The 15,052-nt window shown below is 45.7% G+C and carries 13 protein-coding genes; 11 read left to right on the top strand and 2 right to left on the bottom strand.

Annotated features, from left to right (window positions below; all coding sequences use genetic code 11):
- Positions 1-17: 17 nt before the first annotated feature.
- Complete coding sequence (locus B157_RS38425) at positions 18-191, bottom strand: hypothetical protein (RefSeq protein WP_157618518.1); 174 nt, start codon at positions 189-191, stop codon at positions 18-20.
- Between the two features lie 9 nt (positions 192-200).
- Entirely contained in the window at positions 201-905 is a 705-nt protein-coding gene (locus B157_RS0120285) for an ABC transporter ATP-binding protein (RefSeq protein WP_020605139.1), read from the bottom strand.
- A 271-nt stretch (positions 906-1,176) separates the two neighbouring features.
- Between B157_RS0120285 and B157_RS0120280 the strand changes: the two genes are divergently transcribed.
- The 11 genes from B157_RS0120280 (at position 1,177) to B157_RS0120230 (ending at position 15,052) form a co-directional block, all read left to right on the top strand.
- Complete coding sequence (locus tag B157_RS0120280; protein ID WP_020605138.1) at positions 1,177-1,893, top strand: arylesterase; 717 nt, start codon at positions 1,177-1,179, stop codon at positions 1,891-1,893.
- A 908-nt stretch (positions 1,894-2,801) separates the two neighbouring features.
- Positions 2,802-3,857: a hypothetical protein gene (locus tag B157_RS0120275; protein WP_020605137.1), complete on the top strand. Its 1,056-nt coding sequence runs from the start codon at positions 2,802-2,804 to the stop codon at positions 3,855-3,857.
- A 58-nt stretch (positions 3,858-3,915) separates the two neighbouring features.
- Entirely contained in the window at positions 3,916-4,641 is a 726-nt protein-coding gene (locus B157_RS0120270; RefSeq protein WP_020605136.1) for a hypothetical protein, read from the top strand.
- A gap of 136 nt (positions 4,642-4,777) precedes the next feature.
- Positions 4,778-5,557 carry a YjbH domain-containing protein gene (locus tag B157_RS0120265; protein ID WP_245565160.1) on the top strand — a complete coding sequence of 260 codons (780 nt, stop codon included), beginning with the start codon at positions 4,778-4,780 and terminating at the stop codon, positions 5,555-5,557.
- The gene (locus tag B157_RS0120260; protein WP_020605134.1) at positions 5,544-6,749 is read left to right on the top strand and encodes a YjbH domain-containing protein; all 1,206 of its coding nucleotides are present in this window, start codon (positions 5,544-5,546) and stop codon (positions 6,747-6,749) included. The genes B157_RS0120265 and B157_RS0120260 overlap by 14 nt, the downstream gene beginning before the upstream one ends.
- A 12-nt stretch (positions 6,750-6,761) precedes the next feature.
- On the top strand, positions 6,762-7,565 hold the full coding sequence (locus B157_RS0120255; protein WP_020605133.1) for a polysaccharide biosynthesis/export family protein: 804 nt from the start codon (positions 6,762-6,764) through the stop codon (positions 7,563-7,565).
- A gap of 11 nt (positions 7,566-7,576) precedes the next feature.
- On the top strand, positions 7,577-9,913 hold the full coding sequence (locus tag B157_RS0120250; RefSeq protein ID WP_020605132.1) for a GumC family protein: 2,337 nt from the start codon (positions 7,577-7,579) through the stop codon (positions 9,911-9,913).
- A 56-nt stretch (positions 9,914-9,969) separates the two neighbouring features.
- A complete protein-coding gene (locus tag B157_RS0120245; protein ID WP_026308831.1) occupies positions 9,970-10,638 on the top strand; it encodes a sugar transferase in 669 nt (222 codons plus the stop codon).
- A gap of 99 nt (positions 10,639-10,737) precedes the next feature.
- A complete protein-coding gene (locus tag B157_RS0120240) occupies positions 10,738-12,285 on the top strand; it encodes a lipopolysaccharide biosynthesis protein (protein ID WP_157618517.1) in 1,548 nt (515 codons plus the stop codon).
- Between the two features lie 105 nt (positions 12,286-12,390).
- Entirely contained in the window at positions 12,391-14,025 is a 1,635-nt protein-coding gene (locus B157_RS0120235; RefSeq protein WP_157618516.1) for a hypothetical protein, read from the top strand.
- Positions 13,985-15,052, top strand: a complete 1,068-nt coding sequence (locus B157_RS0120230; RefSeq protein ID WP_020605128.1) for an acyltransferase family protein — start codon at positions 13,985-13,987, stop codon at positions 15,050-15,052. The genes B157_RS0120235 and B157_RS0120230 overlap by 41 nt, the downstream gene beginning before the upstream one ends.

Genomic DNA, 15,052 nt, shown 5'->3' with positions numbered 1-15,052 from the left:
GTAAAGAGCCACATGGTTTAATGAGTGAAAGAGCGAATGAGCGAAAGAGTGAAAGGGCGAAAGGGCGAAAGGGCGAAAGGGAGTGAATCGGAACGCCGAACCGGAGCGAATCGGAACGCCGAACCGGAGTGAATCGGAACGCCGAAGCGGAGTAAAAGGGCGAATGAGCGAATGAGTGAAAGGGGGGGCATGGCAACAAATCACTCTTTCACTCTTTCGCCGATTCGCTCTTTACTGTCGGCGATGACGATGCCGCCTTTCACGCGGATGACGCGCTGGGTACGGGCGGCCAGTTCCAGATCGTGGGTAACCAGCACCAGCGTGGTGCCGGCTTCGCGGTTGAGTTCAAAGAGCAGGTCCACCACCGTAGCACTGGTGTCGGCATCGAGGTTGCCGGTCGGTTCGTCGGCGAAGAGCAGTTTGGGCCGGTTAATGAACGCACGGGCCAGCGAAACCCGCTGCTGCTCACCCCCCGACAACTGGGTGGGGTAATGATGACCCCGGTTACCCAGCCCCACCCGCTCCAGCAGCGCCTGCGCCGTTTGGGCAACGTTCTTCTCCCCGCCCCGCAACTCCAGCGGCACCATCACATTTTCGAGGGCGGTGAGGGTGGGCAGCAACTGGAAGTTCTGGAAAATAAATCCCACGTACTGATTCCGGATAGCCGCCCGCTGATCTTCCGTCAGGGTATCCAGCCGGATGTCGTTCAGGTAGACGCTTCCCGATGAGGCCCGGTCCAGCCCGGCGCATAAACCCAGCAGGGTTGTTTTGCCGCTACCCGACGGCCCCACGATGGCAAACGTATCGCCCGGTTCCAGCGTGAAATTAACGCCCTGCAATACCGTTAGGTCCCGACCGCCACTGGTGTATCGTTTGGTGAGATTTTCGACGTGAAGAATTGACATAAACAAAAACCGGTTGACTTCTCTTTACTTTTGATCGTACTTGTACCTACTAACAGGGCTTTCTTATAAAAATGCCGTAGGCATGAAATCTTTGTAGAAAATGTTGTTAAGTTTTCCGAGAACTCCGTAGGAGTGACATAATTTGTTGGAGGTGTCACTCCTACGGAGTTCTTAGGAGCGTTTCAATGGATTATTTGCTACAAAGATGCCACCTCTACGAGGTTATGTTTTTTATAAGAAAGCCCCGTACCTACTAACTACTGTGCTGTTTATGAAGTTCTGTTTAAATCGTCAAACCCCCGGTTCTGTGATAAGCGGCCTGTTACTCGTCCTGACGGTCTGGGGCTGTAGTACATCCGATTCAAAAACCGATACGGAAAAAGCAGGCCCCACCACCTCCTCAATCCCCACAAAACCAGCGGATACAGCGCGGAAAAAGGTTGTCCTGTTTTACGGGAATAGTCTGACGGCTGGCTACGGCGTTGAGCCATCACAGGCTTTTCCGGCCCTGGTTGGTCAGAAGATCGACTCCGCCGGGTTGACCTATACCGTCGTGAATGCCGGGCTTAGTGGGGAAACGACCGCTGGCGGCAAAAGCCGGATTAGCTGGGTCATGCGCCAGCCCGTTGCCGTATTCGTGCTTGAGCTAGGGGGGAATGACGGACTTCGGGGGCTACCCCTGGCGGCCACCCGGCAAAACCTGCAGGCAATCATCGATACGGTCCGGCAGAAAAGCCCGCAGGCAACCATCGTGCTGGCGGGTATGCAGATTCCGCCCAACATGGGAACGACCTACACGAAGGCGTTTCGCTTGCTTTTTGCGGAATTGGCGGATAAAAATGACCTTGTTTTAATCCCTTTTTTACTGGAAGGCGTAGGCGGAGTGGCTTCGCTGAACCAATCGGATGGCATCCATCCAACACCCGCCGGGCACAAACTCGTGGCCAATACCGTGTGGAAAACACTGAAACCGGTCCTTATGAAGTAAGCAAAGGGGGGATTTTACGCACCTGTTTTGCCCGTAATCAGGCTGAAACGAATCGCTTCTGCCGACTGATCTTCCCCGAAATCAGGCTGGAAGTAACCTCTTGTATCTAAAAATGAAGCTAATTGTTGAAGATTCCTGAGAGGATGAGATTAAAAAAAGATTAAAATAGAATTAAAATTTTAACAACTGTTTCATCCTTACTGAATCAACTCTGTAGAGTAATTTTAGTAAACAAGTGCCCCTGTATAACTTTTCGAATAAATGATATTTTTCAATAAAGAAAAACAGGGCAATCGTAAATAGGTGTATATACAGTAAAGTTCGTCTCCATCCTGTATAACTATATTAAAAAGTGGTAACAGATATTGAATAAACTATTTCTCATTATGTTTGCCACGGAAAGCGTTTGGGAACCTCCCCTGCTTTGCTTACCCGTTAATCCATACACATCATGATCCGATCGACACCTTTTTTTTGTAACCAGTTAGTTACCCCCGTCTATTAAAAAGGACTGTAAATCCCTAACTCATAAAAACAAGGGAAACGCATAAAATTAAATCCACATACGTAGTATCTCTCTTTTTGGATTTAATTATCGGAAATTTCTTGTTATTGACAAATAGTAACATTAAGTTTACGGTCAATCAGTCTAGCTAACCCATGAAAATACATACCATTGGCTTGTTGTACGACAACATGTATTGGATGAAGTATGTATTGTCGAGCACTTCATATGACCCTTAAGGAAGAAACAGCAGCTACTTTTTAACCAATTCATGTACGCACGAAAAGCCGCTTGACGAATACCCACGATGGTATTGATGCACCCATCATGGATACAGTACTCATGTGTTTTCAGAATTTTCCCAGTCAATTTTCATATCGCAACCTTTAGATTAAACTTTTACATGAGACCAGTCAGATCAAGTTTCAAAACGCTGTTTTACGGGGTATGCCTGGTGGCTGTCCTGTACAATTGTAAAACAAAGGACGTTGATTCGCTCACGCCTTTCACGTACACCTTCAAGGGCATTGACGATGTCAAGCTGCCCGAGGTAACTGCCACTGCTCCCGCGGCTGTTTCGGTAACGGCTTCTTCGGTGAATACGACCACAACGGCAGCTGCGGTTAGTGCCGGTCTGACCACTATGTCGGCTACGGGGCCGGTTCCTGCTGCGGTAACCAAAGCGTCTGACGATGTCAGTAAAGTAGTGCCGGATGCAAAGGCAGCTGAAATTACCGCTGCTTTTACGCCGGACGTTGTCAATACGCTGGCCACAACCGGCACGTTGCCTGCCAGCCTGCAGGCCGACGTAAATGCCATTGCCAACAATCCGGCACTGGCAGCGTATATGCCCACTTTCACCTTACCTACTGTTGACGGGAAAGCCGTTGGCGGTCGTGTTGGCGCAGCGGGGTCTACACCCCTGGTGGATGCCGTATCGGTTAATTTTTCTACGCTGGATGGCGATGCCTGCAAAGCGGCTGCTGCCGAGGCCTTAGCAAAGGCCCTTGCAAGGCTGGATGCCCAGAAAGCAACCCAGACGGATGCCGTAAACGCCCGGTTTGCCGCCCTTCAGGCCCCCATCCAGGCTGATGCAACAGCCTGCAAAGCCAGCGTGCCTGCCACCTATGCGGCTTACAAAGTAGCTGCCAAACAACAGCTTGATCAGACCCTGGCCGCCCTTAACAGTAATAAAGCCCGTCTGGGTGGAGCCTACAATATCCTGGTTGTACTTACGTATGTTGTCTACGCCCGTACCATCGCTATTTTTGACACCCTGCAAAAGGCCGACCTGGCCGCCTGTGATACTACCGCTGCGGCAAAACTGGCTAAAGCCCAGGCCGCCCGCGATGCCGATTTGAGCAAGATCAATAACGGGTACAATACCGCCCGTGCCGCCCTGGAGGCAGCCCGCGACAAAGCCATTGCCAGCTGCCACAACCAGGGTAACGGGGGTTGATTGGTAATCGGACACCGCTCCCGTCAGTATTCATTCAAACGCATCATAGCCTCTTATCATGAACAAAAAATCGATCGCTATTGCCTGCATGGCGCTGGTGGCTGGCCTGATGGCCGGGACCGCTCAGGCACAGGTCAATCTGAAAAGTATCAGTATCGGTGCCAGCTACTGGAAGCCTTCGCTGGATTACTGGAATAACAAATCCATCCTGGTGGATTACAACAAGGGTACGGGTGCTAAACTCTCGGGTAAAATCATGCCGACGGCCGCGCTGGAAGTTGGGCTGGTGAAGGGCCTGTCCATTGGTGGCCGGGTGGGGTACTGGCAGGGTTCGGCATCCAGTCCGCTGACTATTGCCGGTATCGACCGGACCGAAAAGCTGACGGTATCGATAATCCCGGTCGCCCTCGACCTGAAATACACGTTCGAACCGGCGGCCGTAGCGGCCAAAACGGGTGATACCGACGAGAAGCCAAAAAGCCCGTTCCTGACGCCCTACATCGGGGTGAGCGTGGCCCGCTATTTCATCACCAACAAGTTTGACCGGCAGGTGACCGGTGCAGCCGGTTCGGTGAACGAGACCCAGTCGGGGAACAACTACGGGGTGCAGGTGTTTGTGGGTGCCGAGAAGAAACTGGTGAAGATGCTTTACGCAGCACTCGATGTACGTTACCACCTGGGTAGCTACAATCAGGTGGTGAAAACGGAAACGACCAGCACGACCGAGAAGGTAAGCCTGAATGGGGTGGAAGCCGGTCTTTCTCTCCGGTTAAAGTTCAACTAAAAAAAGAGGCTAATCAGGTACACACCTTTTAGTCAGTCCTATACGATCTGGTAATCAGTCTACTTTTGTGATAAACGTATATCTATATCCGTTCAATAAAGGCAGCGTTGTAAGGACCGTTTACAAGGTTTTTACGATGGTGCTTTTATTGGTCGGTATAGCGTATCCGACTGTACTACAGGCACAGGTGAATATTTCCGGAAAAGCGGGTTTGTTATACATACCCTCCGCAGAAGTGCTGGAAGACGGGACTTTTTCGGCGGGGTACACATACAACCCTGTTAACTACGCGATCAAGTTTAACAAGCGAAATTCAGAAAGTATTTACTTCGTCAACCTGGTAGTACTGCCCCGATTCGAAGTAAACATCAATCTGTTGCGGCCAAACGGATCTATACCCTTCAAAGAGGGAGGAATTGGGGATCGGCAGGNGGATCTGAAATATGTGTTTATGACTGAGAAGGGGAAGCGTCCATCCATGGCGCTTGTCCTCTCGGCTCCTTTTGGGGTCGATAATTCGCTTATTACCGAGGCTATTGTGGCAACAAAGCACATGCCCGTTACAAAGTCAATTACGGCTGCTGTCACCGTAGGACTGGGTAGTCCTTATTCGATAGGACGACGTACGAATACCAATGATATTCTATCGGACTTTAAAATCTACGACAAACGGGATCTGCCTTATTATTACCTGTCCGGGCCTTTTGGGGGCGTCAAATTTGATGTCGCTAAAAAAGGGGGCGTCATGGTAGAGTGGGATTCGCAGCACCTGAATGTGGGTGCCTATGCGTTGCTGTTTGGTCACTGGACCATAAAGGCCGGTTTGCTGAATGGTGACCAGTTTACGGCTGGCACCTCCTATTCCTGTCCGTTGCTTCGGTTGCCAAAACGATTCAGAAAGCATGACGGAGCGTAAGGGCATAAGACAAACGGCAAAAATCCGGCTTTTGGGTGGTAACAGCGCTCAGAAAGGAAAAGTACGCCTGCTGATGCCCAGAGCCTGGTATCTCTTTACGCTGGGATGTATGGTGTGGCCCATGCGGGAAAGCCTGGCGCAACGTAAAAATGGATTGTCGGACTACGAAAATGTGACGGTCGATAGCACACTGCATCGGGTCTATTATGAGCAGCGACTGTATCGGAATCCGCTGGTTGGTATGCTGGGACTGGTCGAAGCACTACCGAAAGCTGGAATTGACACGTTTGTGCCGATGTATCAAGGGGTACCCATTGCGCAATATCGGTTGGGATCAACGGTGAGTACTACGACAATAACGCGACCGGAACGGCAGGCGTGGACAAGTACGCACGTGTTCAATAGTCGTAATTATAAATTCGATTTTCGGTTACAGCCGGAGTTCATGGCCCAATTCGGGTTTCGGGAGCAGGTTGTAGAAAGTAAGACCAACCTGTTGCTGCAAAGCCAGTTGTACCTGAGCCGCGGCCTGGTGTTGAACTGGGGCATCCTGTTCCCGATTGTCAATCAACTGGATAATCAGGCCCTGAACGTACGGCCAGCCCCTATTTTCCTGAATCAGTTTCTGGCGCTGGACGGCGTAAACTTTATGAGTCTGTCGGCCGGGTTGTTTTACAATGATCAGTACGGCGCCAATGTGCAGTATCGCCATGCGGATCTGACAAAGAACTGGTCGTTCGGGATGGAAGCAGGGTATACCGGGTTTTACTTCTTTCCGAAGAATGGTTTCTATTATCAGGCACCCGAAAACCTGCTGCTGCTGGCCGACGTAGCCTACCGAATTCCAGCGTGGGATATTACGCTGAAATTGTCGGGAGGGCAATATATGTATCAGGATCGGGGTGTACGGGTTGACTTTATCCGGCAGATGGGCAGTGTGGAAGTAGGATTTTTTACGACAAAAACGCGTAACGGTACCACGGGTGGCTTCAATTTTGCTATCCCTATTCCACCCGGGCGAATTGCACAGACACAACGCGTGCGGCTCCGGACGACGGAAGAGTTCCGCTGGGAGTACGCGTACACAAGAGGGTACAACATTGCCACCCGGTACCGGGTGGGGAACCAACTGGATGCGCTGCTCCGGCAGTACCACAATAGTTATATACAAAATCAATATCGACAGTATTAGTAAAAAATTACTATGACGTTACGTGAAGTGCGAGCCAAAGCAGGGTATTTATTTATCGGACTGTGTATATACCTGACAGGCTGTATATCCAGTAAAGAACTGGCTCTTTATCAGTCGGATAGACCAGGAAAGGATACCATGGCGCTGGCGCCCCGCTTTATTCCGACCATTCGGGTAGGGGATGTGCTATCGGTACAGGTGAGTAGTTTGAGCCCGGAGGCAACGACCTTTTTTAATCCGTATGCGCTGATGACCACCATGTCGGGAAATACCACCATGCAAAATTCGCCCACCACGCCCATGCCCTACATACCCGGTTATATGGTGAGCGAAGAGGGACAGATCGAACTCCCCCTGATTGGTCCGCAAGTGGTGCAGGGATTGACCAACACGCAGGCTGCCACGCTGATCCGGACGAAGTTGCTCGACTTTTTGAAAGAGCCAACGGTAAACGTACGAAACCTGAATTTCCAGATCTCGGTATCGGGTGAGGTAGCCCGGCCGTCCCTGTTTTCGATACCGAACGGCCAGATTTCCCTGCCGGCTGCATTGGGGTTGGCCGGTGATATAACCATCTACGGTCGGCGGACCAATGTGCTGGTTATCCGGGAGGAAAACGGACAGCGCACCTTCAACCGGATCGACTTAACGAAGCGGGATGTGTTCAACTCCCCCTACTACTACCTGCACCCGAATGATGTGGTGTATGTAGAGCCCGGTAATGCCCGCGTTGCGAGCGCCGACCGGACGTATCAATTATTACCCATCATTATCAGTGCCCTATCCTTTGTCGCCATCATTGTTAGCCGTTTTTAACTCACACGAACATGAACAACAATAACAACACTTATACGCCGTATCAGGCTTACGAAGTAGAAGCCCAGCCAAATTTGCGGGCCATGCTGATGCGGTACGTGCGTAACTGGCCCTGGTTTCTGCTATCCCTGATACTGGCCGGGGCAGCGGGTTATGTGTACCTGCTGTATCAGCCACCGGTCTATAGTGTGAAGGCCAGTATGCTCATCAAGGATGAGAAGAAGGGAATCTCCGGCGAAAGCCTGATGAAGGAAATGGACCTGTTTACCCCCAGCAAAGTGGTGGAGAACGAGCAGGAAATCCTCAAATCCTACACCCTGATGGACCGGGTGGTCGATAAACTGGGCCTGAATGTGCGGTATTTTTATCCAACCAGTACGTTTGACAAGGAAATCTATACGGAATCACCCATTCGGCTGCTGGTGGAAAAGCCAGCGCCTACCCTGTACGGCGAGAAGCTGGAAATCGCGTTTCGGGATGATAAAACGATCCAGTTAAATGGGAAAACCTACCCCGTCAACCAATCCATCAAAACCCCTTACGGGCAGCTTCGGGTGTTTCCCCGGCAACCACTCAGCAAAAATCTGGAACCGATGGTTGCCGTGGTATCGGCACAGGCCGATGCGGTAGAAGGCTACCTGACTGGTTTGAAGGTAGAACCGACCGCCAAGCAATCGACGGTGCTGGTCCTGAGCATGAACGAAACCGTACCCGATAAGGGGGAAGCCATCCTGAACCAGCTCATCACGGAGTACAACAAAGAAGCCATTGTCGATAAAAACAAGGAGGCCAGCAATACGCTGACGTTTATTGAAAACCGCCTGGGGCTGATCTCGGGTGAGTTATCGACGGTGGAGAAAGAGGTGGAATTATACAAGTCCACCCAGGGCATTACCGACCTGAGCGTGCAGGCGCAAACCTTTCTGACCAGCGTGAAGGAAAACGATACCCAATTGAACGAAGTCGATATGCGCCTGGGGTCGCTGTCCGATATCGAACGGTACATCAAAAACCAGTCGGGTAGCCAGGGCATTACCCCCGCTACGCTGGGGTTGAGCGATCCGATCCTGACGGGTCTGCTGACCAAACTGGCCGAGCTGGAACTGAAGCGCACGGAAGTATCCCGGACGGTATCGCCCAATAACCCGCTGCTGCAATCGCTCGACAGTCAGTTGAACTCGATGAAAGCCAGCGTGAATGAAAACGTGCAGACCATCCGGCAGCAGCTAACCAGCAACCGCGCCCAACTGGTGACCAATAATCGCCGTATGGAAGGCATGATCCGGACCGTACCCGGCAAAGAGCGGGCCCTGCTGAACATTACCCGGCAGCAGGCCATCAAGAATGGCCTGTACACCTACCTGCTCCAGAAACGGGAAGAAACCGCCCTGTCGGCCGCGTCGACCATATCCGACAGCCGGACGGTAGATGCGGCCCGCACCAGCAGCAAACCCGTGAAGCCCGTGAAGATGACCATCTTTGCTTTGTTTGCTGCTTTTGGTCTGTTGATTCCGATCGGGTTTATCTCGGCAAAAGATGCGCTGAACAACCGGGTACTGCGCCGGTCGGACGTGGAAGATGCCACCCAGGTGCCGATTCTGGGTGAGATCGTGAAAGGGCGTCAGCTTGGTACGGATGACTTCGTCTTTAAACCCCGGATGCAATCCGTTATTGGGGAGCAGATCCGGGCGTTGCGGACGAACCTCCAGTTTTTGCGATCTGACCCGCACCGCAGTCAGGTGCTGTTGTTTACCTCCAGTATCAGTGGCGAAGGTAAATCGTTCGTATCGCTCAACTTGGGGGCCAGTCTGGCCATGGTTGGTCGTACCACGGTGATCCTGGAAATGGACATGCGAAAGCCTAAACTGCACAAGAGCCTGCACATGTTCAACAATGCCGGTCTGAGCAATTACCTGATAGGCGATGCCACCATCGATGAGTTGCTGCAACCCATTATGGGATACGAGAATTATTTTATTATTACATCAGGACCAATACCGCCCAACCCGGCCGAGTTGCTGAGCTCGCCCAGACTGGCGCAGTTGTTCGATGAACTGAAAGCGCGGTTCGACTATGTACTGGTGGACTCCCCCCCGGTTGGTCTGGTTACGGACTCGCAGTTGATCGCGCCTTTTGCCGACGCGACCCTATTTATGGTACGGCACGATCACACACCTAAGAACTACCTTAAAATGGTGGATACGCTGTATCGGGAGCAGCGTTTCCAGAAACTGAGCATTATTCTGAACGGCGTGGGCGAAGGCGAATCCTACTATTACAATTACAGCTACGGTGATTATTACGGTGGCGGCACCGACAAAAAACGCCGGTTAGGTAAGGGCGCCTGAGTCGTCACTGCTTTCCAACTAATGAATTGAGCACCTCTACTCCCATCTAAACGACCATGTTAAGTCTTGATTCACACTACAAGCCCCTATATGTGTACGCGGATACTAAGTCCCGAACCATTGATGTACCTTATCAGCAAACGGGCAAACGTATATTCGATCTATGCCTATCCATGGCGGTGTGCCTGCTGGTCTTGTCCTGGATGATTCCGTTAGTTGGGCTACTAATTAAACTGGGCTCCAAAGGGCCGGTATTATACGTGCAGAAGCGAACGGGATACCGGGGGAGCTGGTTCTACTGCCTGAAGTTCAGAACGATGCGCTGTGAACCGACAACCGAATTTAGACAGACAGCAAAGAACGATAGTAGGATAACGCCCATAGGTCATTTCTTGCGACGTACTAATTTGGATGAGATGCCCCAGTTTATTAATGTATTATGGGGCGAAATGAGTATCGTTGGTCCACGTCCCCACGCCTTAGAGCATAGTGCTCAGTTCTGGAACACTATGCCCGAATATCGCCGACGCTACCGGGTAAAACCGGGTATTACGGGCCTGGCTCAGGTACGGGGTTGCCGGGGCGAAACAGACCGTTTATTGAAGATGAAGCATCGGGTACGATACGACCGGTTGTATAATCGGAAAAAATCAGCGGGATTGGATATGTGGATATGCTGGATGACCGTAAATGCCATGTTGAAAGGTGATCGAAATGCATGGTAAAATTATCTCTTCATCGGAGAAATTGTGACGAAATAATAATTAAAAGGATAATGATAAAAGTGATTCCTAAATTGAGATAAATCGCATAAACTATTCAGTATGTCCGTCACCAAACGATTGATTTCAGGTACCGCATCTTCATGGGTTAGAATCGCTGTTACTATGCTGACGCAGGTGCTTCTAGTTCCTGTCTTTTTGAGCTACTGGGATATCAAAACGTACGGCATTTGGTTAGCTGTTCAAGCATTGGTTAACGTGTTTAGTACACTTGATCGAGGTTTCAACGACTATTTGCAGTTCGAAATTATGCAAATGGGTCATGATAGAAGAGATAAGGTAGCTACCTTACTCTGGTCTGGAATAAGTACTGTGGCAATTGTAAGTTGCCTAGAATTTATTGTTTTAGGCTTAATAGTATTTAAATCAAATATCAATTTCCTTTTTGACAATGGAACATCTATAAGCCAAGCATTTCTATATGATGTACGTTGGACATTAATGATTCAGTGGACAGCTTGGACGTTGACTAATGGAGTTGGTTTGCTAATAAGGGCCTTATATTCTTTCGGCTATTTTTCAAGAATGGGTTGGTGGAATGTAGGATTTGCAATTGTTACTTCTTCAATACCCATTGTTGCAATAATAAATGGGGCAATGCTTGTGGAAGCATGTGTTTGGACACTGATAGGGACGACTATTATATTAATTGTTCAGCTGTTTGATATTAGCTATTTATTGCGAAAAGAAAACATTAGTATCTCAACGATATCATTGAGGTTAGGGTTTTCTAATTACTACACATCCATCGCCTTATCTGGCAGGTATTTTCTTGAAAACTTCCGACAGCAAGGCGTACGACTTTTACTGTCGCCACTTGCTGGTGCATCTGGACTAGCTGCGTTCTCTACTATGCGTACAGGGGCTAACGTAGCACTGCAGGGTATATCAACGATTACCTATCCGTTAATGCCCGATCTCATGCGTTTTCTTAAAAATAAAGATCAGAGTAAAATGCAGGTAGCATTTGATACAATCTGGCTGGTCGTATTAATCATACTTTCCCCAGCTGTATTAGTTGCACAGACTATTGCACCATACTTGTTTGCTTTATGGACAAAAGAACAAATAACTTACGATCCTTATCTTTTTGCTATTTTATCATTGAGTGTATTGGTTTATGGCTTTTCTCAACCTGCTACTGCCATTATTACAGGAAATAATTTACTGAAAGTCCAAGTGAAAGTGTCATTAGTTTCTTCGCTAATTGTCATTTTGGGAATGCTAATATTAATTCCTATTATGGGTTTGATAGGAGTAGGTATTTCATTATTAGTAGCAGAAGTTGTCGTTGCGATAGGTTTTCAATTTTATGCAAAAAAGTGGCTAATGTTTAATGAAATGTTCTGGCCTTCAAAAGCGTATTTTATGGTTTTTAATAGTCTAGCATTTACTGCTATCGGAATGCTACTTATATGTACTCTTTCGAATTATAAATGGATTTGGTTAATAGGAGTATTATTAATACAATTTTGGAACGTTAATAAGTACTGGAAAAATTTACCTGATATTGCAATTGAGAAAGTGAGATTGTCAATAAGTCGTATTCCTTTCCTGGGTAAGTACTATAGTAATTTAGTAAAAATATAAGCATTGTACCGATCATATTGTAGGGATGAATGATTTTATAACTATGAAATTTTCCGGCATAAGAATAATTTTTTTTTCTGATAAAATATTAATCAAATTATGTTTATGGTGGGCACAGAGAAGACTGTAATATATACAAATTTAGTGAGAGATAGATCTATATTTTTAGAATCTTTTAAGCTATGGACAAAAAGGTTAATTGTAATAGCAGCTATAATTCAGTTTTTTTGTTTTCCTACATCTGAGAATGTATTAGCAGTATTACTTGTAATAGTAGGGTGGATGTGTACCGATTTTTTTGTTTTAAATAAGTATACTATTAGTAAATATCTTTTTTCAACTTTTATTATAATAGGATATTCTATCACCCAGTTTTTTATCCCTATCGTATTCACTCTTTTTGAAGGTAAACCATTAGTATATAATCTGAAGTATCCATCCAGTGTTTTCGCTCATTCTTTACTTGCTTTATTTGTTCTAGTAGCTGCGCACTATGTCTATATATCACTGTATAAAAGTGAATTTTTTATATACTTAAGTAATCGAATCAGACTAGGATTAGCAAAGCTAAGTTTGTATAAACCTATAAACGATACACAGGGCTGGATTATTGGCTGTGTAGGACTGATGGCAATGTTATACACTTTCGTAGAATCAAACCATTACGACGAAATGCTAGAGCACAAAGGAGCATGGGGGAAATTTATAGAAGGATTAATGATATATGCATATGCTCCCTATTTTCTATTGTTAAGGCCGATATTTGATCCAGTAATAAGGATAACTAAAAAATATAATTATACACCTATAGTGTTGTACACGGTGATAATGATTGTAGTTGGTCTTGCTGGAAATTCTAGAAGTATATTTATGAAGGGGATTACAGCAGTTGCCATAACTTATTTCTTGGGATTATTAATTAACGTATTTAGTTATAGAATTTTTACCCCTAAAAAAATATTGTTAGCCGTTTTTTTTATATTATTTATGTCTGGACCATTAGCTGACTTAGGAATATCTATGGTTATAGTTAGAGGGCAAAGATACGATACATCACCTGTGGAATTAATATCCAGAACATTCGATATTTATAGTAGTAAAGACGAAATAAACTTATTTAAGAAGATAGCAACTAAAGATTTTCACGATTGGGATGAAACATACTTTGAAAACATTTTTTTGGCGCGGTTTTCAAATTTGAAGTTTAATGATTTGAGTCTAGAACAATATTATAAACTAAACAACGTAGATGTCACATTGCAAAATTACTCTTATGAGAGAACAATGGCTCTATTCCCACAACCTGTATTAAACTTTTTAGGAGTTGAAATTGACAAAAGCCACGCTTTACAAGGGTCCTATGGAGATTTGTTATATTATAGAACTAAAGGAAATGGTTCCGATTTTGGCGGATTTAGAGTTGGACATTTTGCAGGAGTTGGTATGGCTAGTTTTGGATGGTGGTATCTATTAATTCTATTCATTTTGTTAGTCCCTTGTTATTTTCTAAATGATCTACTTTTTTATAAAATTAAAAATAGTAGCCAATTAATCTGTACTTTGCCAGCTCTAATAAGTATCGGTTCTATTTTCCTATTTTTAGGATTGTTATCCAATAATATTGAAAATCCTATAGCCTTAATTACCTATATAGTTAGAGGTTGGCCTCAGTTAATAATATTGTACATACTTTTGTATCATGTATCAAGAAAAATTTCAAACATTTTCACTACCAAGTGAAAAAAAAATAAATTGGCTTGGCGGTATTGATTCATTGCGATTTGTCATGGCAGTTATTGTTGTGATAGGACATAGCAGATTTATTCCCGACTATTATGTAAGTTCTAATAGTAATTTTATTGAAAAAGCGGCTAAAATCATACCTGCAAATATGTTTGTAGGTATAGCTGCTGTGATGGTGTTTTTCACTGTATCTGGTCTCGTTATACATTTTCCTTTTAGAAGTGCCGGAGAAATCAACATTCTAAATTTTTATGCCAGGAGATTATTAAGAATAATACTCCCCTTGTTAGCTCTGTCTGTAATATGCTATGTAATAAATGTTGAAGTGCCACATGTAGTTTGGAGTTTGTATTGTGAAATATTTTATTATTTGCTTTACCCTGCTATTCATTATATGATTTTTACAAAGAAAATTAATTTGAACACTATAATAATAATAGCTTTCATTTCGGCTATTCTAATAGTAGTACTATTTACTGATGATTTTAGTATAGCTTTGAATCAAAAAAAAGACTTAACTACTAATTTTCATTCATTAGGGCACTATATAAATTGGATACTTGGATTACCTGCATGGCTACTTGGTGTAAAAATTGCGAATGACTATAATGAATATTATAAAAAAAATATAATACCGAGTTTTAATAATTTGATCTTTTTTCGCTTTCTAGTTTTGTCATGTGGAGTGCTTTGTTCAATATTAAGGTTTCATTATGCCATTTCTTATAAAATTACTTTTATACCACTTTTTATGATCCTAAGTTATATATGGATAAATAAAGAAGTATTGTATTATTCTTATCATAAGCCCATAAAAGCCCTTGAATCCGCGGGAAAGTGGAGCTATTCAATATACTTATTTCATTTGATTTTTGTCAATTTTATTATTGATTATTTTCACCCTTTGACTGTTCTTGAAAATGCGATGAAAATACTAGCAACCGTTGCGTTATGTTTTATAATGTATAAATTAGTAGAGCAACCGTCACATTATTTAGTGAAAAAAATCAAGATAAAAGGATGA

This window comes from Spirosoma spitsbergense DSM 19989 (assembly GCF_000374085.1).
Taxonomy (GTDB): domain Bacteria; phylum Bacteroidota; class Bacteroidia; order Cytophagales; family Spirosomataceae; genus Spirosoma; species Spirosoma spitsbergense.
Note: the sequence above shows the minus strand (reverse complement) of the source record. Positions and strands in the feature narration are given on the sequence as shown.

Coding starts and splice junctions, on each gene's coding strand:
- B157_RS38425 (WP_157618518.1), bottom strand. CDS start 191: ATGCCCCCCCTTTCACTCATTCGCTCATTCGCCCTTTTACTCCGCTTC.
- B157_RS0120285 (WP_020605139.1), bottom strand. CDS start 905: ATGTCAATTCTTCACGTCGAAAATCTCACCAAACGATACACCAGTGGC.
- B157_RS0120280 (WP_020605138.1), top strand. CDS start 1,177: ATGAAGTTCTGTTTAAATCGTCAAACCCCCGGTTCTGTGATAAGCGGC.
- B157_RS0120275 (WP_020605137.1), top strand. CDS start 2,802: ATGAGACCAGTCAGATCAAGTTTCAAAACGCTGTTTTACGGGGTATGC.
- B157_RS0120270 (WP_020605136.1), top strand. CDS start 3,916: ATGAACAAAAAATCGATCGCTATTGCCTGCATGGCGCTGGTGGCTGGC.
- B157_RS0120260 (WP_020605134.1), top strand. CDS start 5,544: ATGACGGAGCGTAAGGGCATAAGACAAACGGCAAAAATCCGGCTTTTG.
- B157_RS0120255 (WP_020605133.1), top strand. CDS start 6,762: ATGACGTTACGTGAAGTGCGAGCCAAAGCAGGGTATTTATTTATCGGA.
- B157_RS0120250 (WP_020605132.1), top strand. CDS start 7,577: ATGAACAACAATAACAACACTTATACGCCGTATCAGGCTTACGAAGTA.
- B157_RS0120245 (WP_026308831.1), top strand. CDS start 9,970: ATGTTAAGTCTTGATTCACACTACAAGCCCCTATATGTGTACGCGGAT.
- B157_RS0120240 (WP_157618517.1), top strand. CDS start 10,738: ATGTCCGTCACCAAACGATTGATTTCAGGTACCGCATCTTCATGGGTT.
- B157_RS0120235 (WP_157618516.1), top strand. CDS start 12,391: ATGGTGGGCACAGAGAAGACTGTAATATATACAAATTTAGTGAGAGAT.
- B157_RS0120230 (WP_020605128.1), top strand. CDS start 13,985: ATGTATCAAGAAAAATTTCAAACATTTTCACTACCAAGTGAAAAAAAA.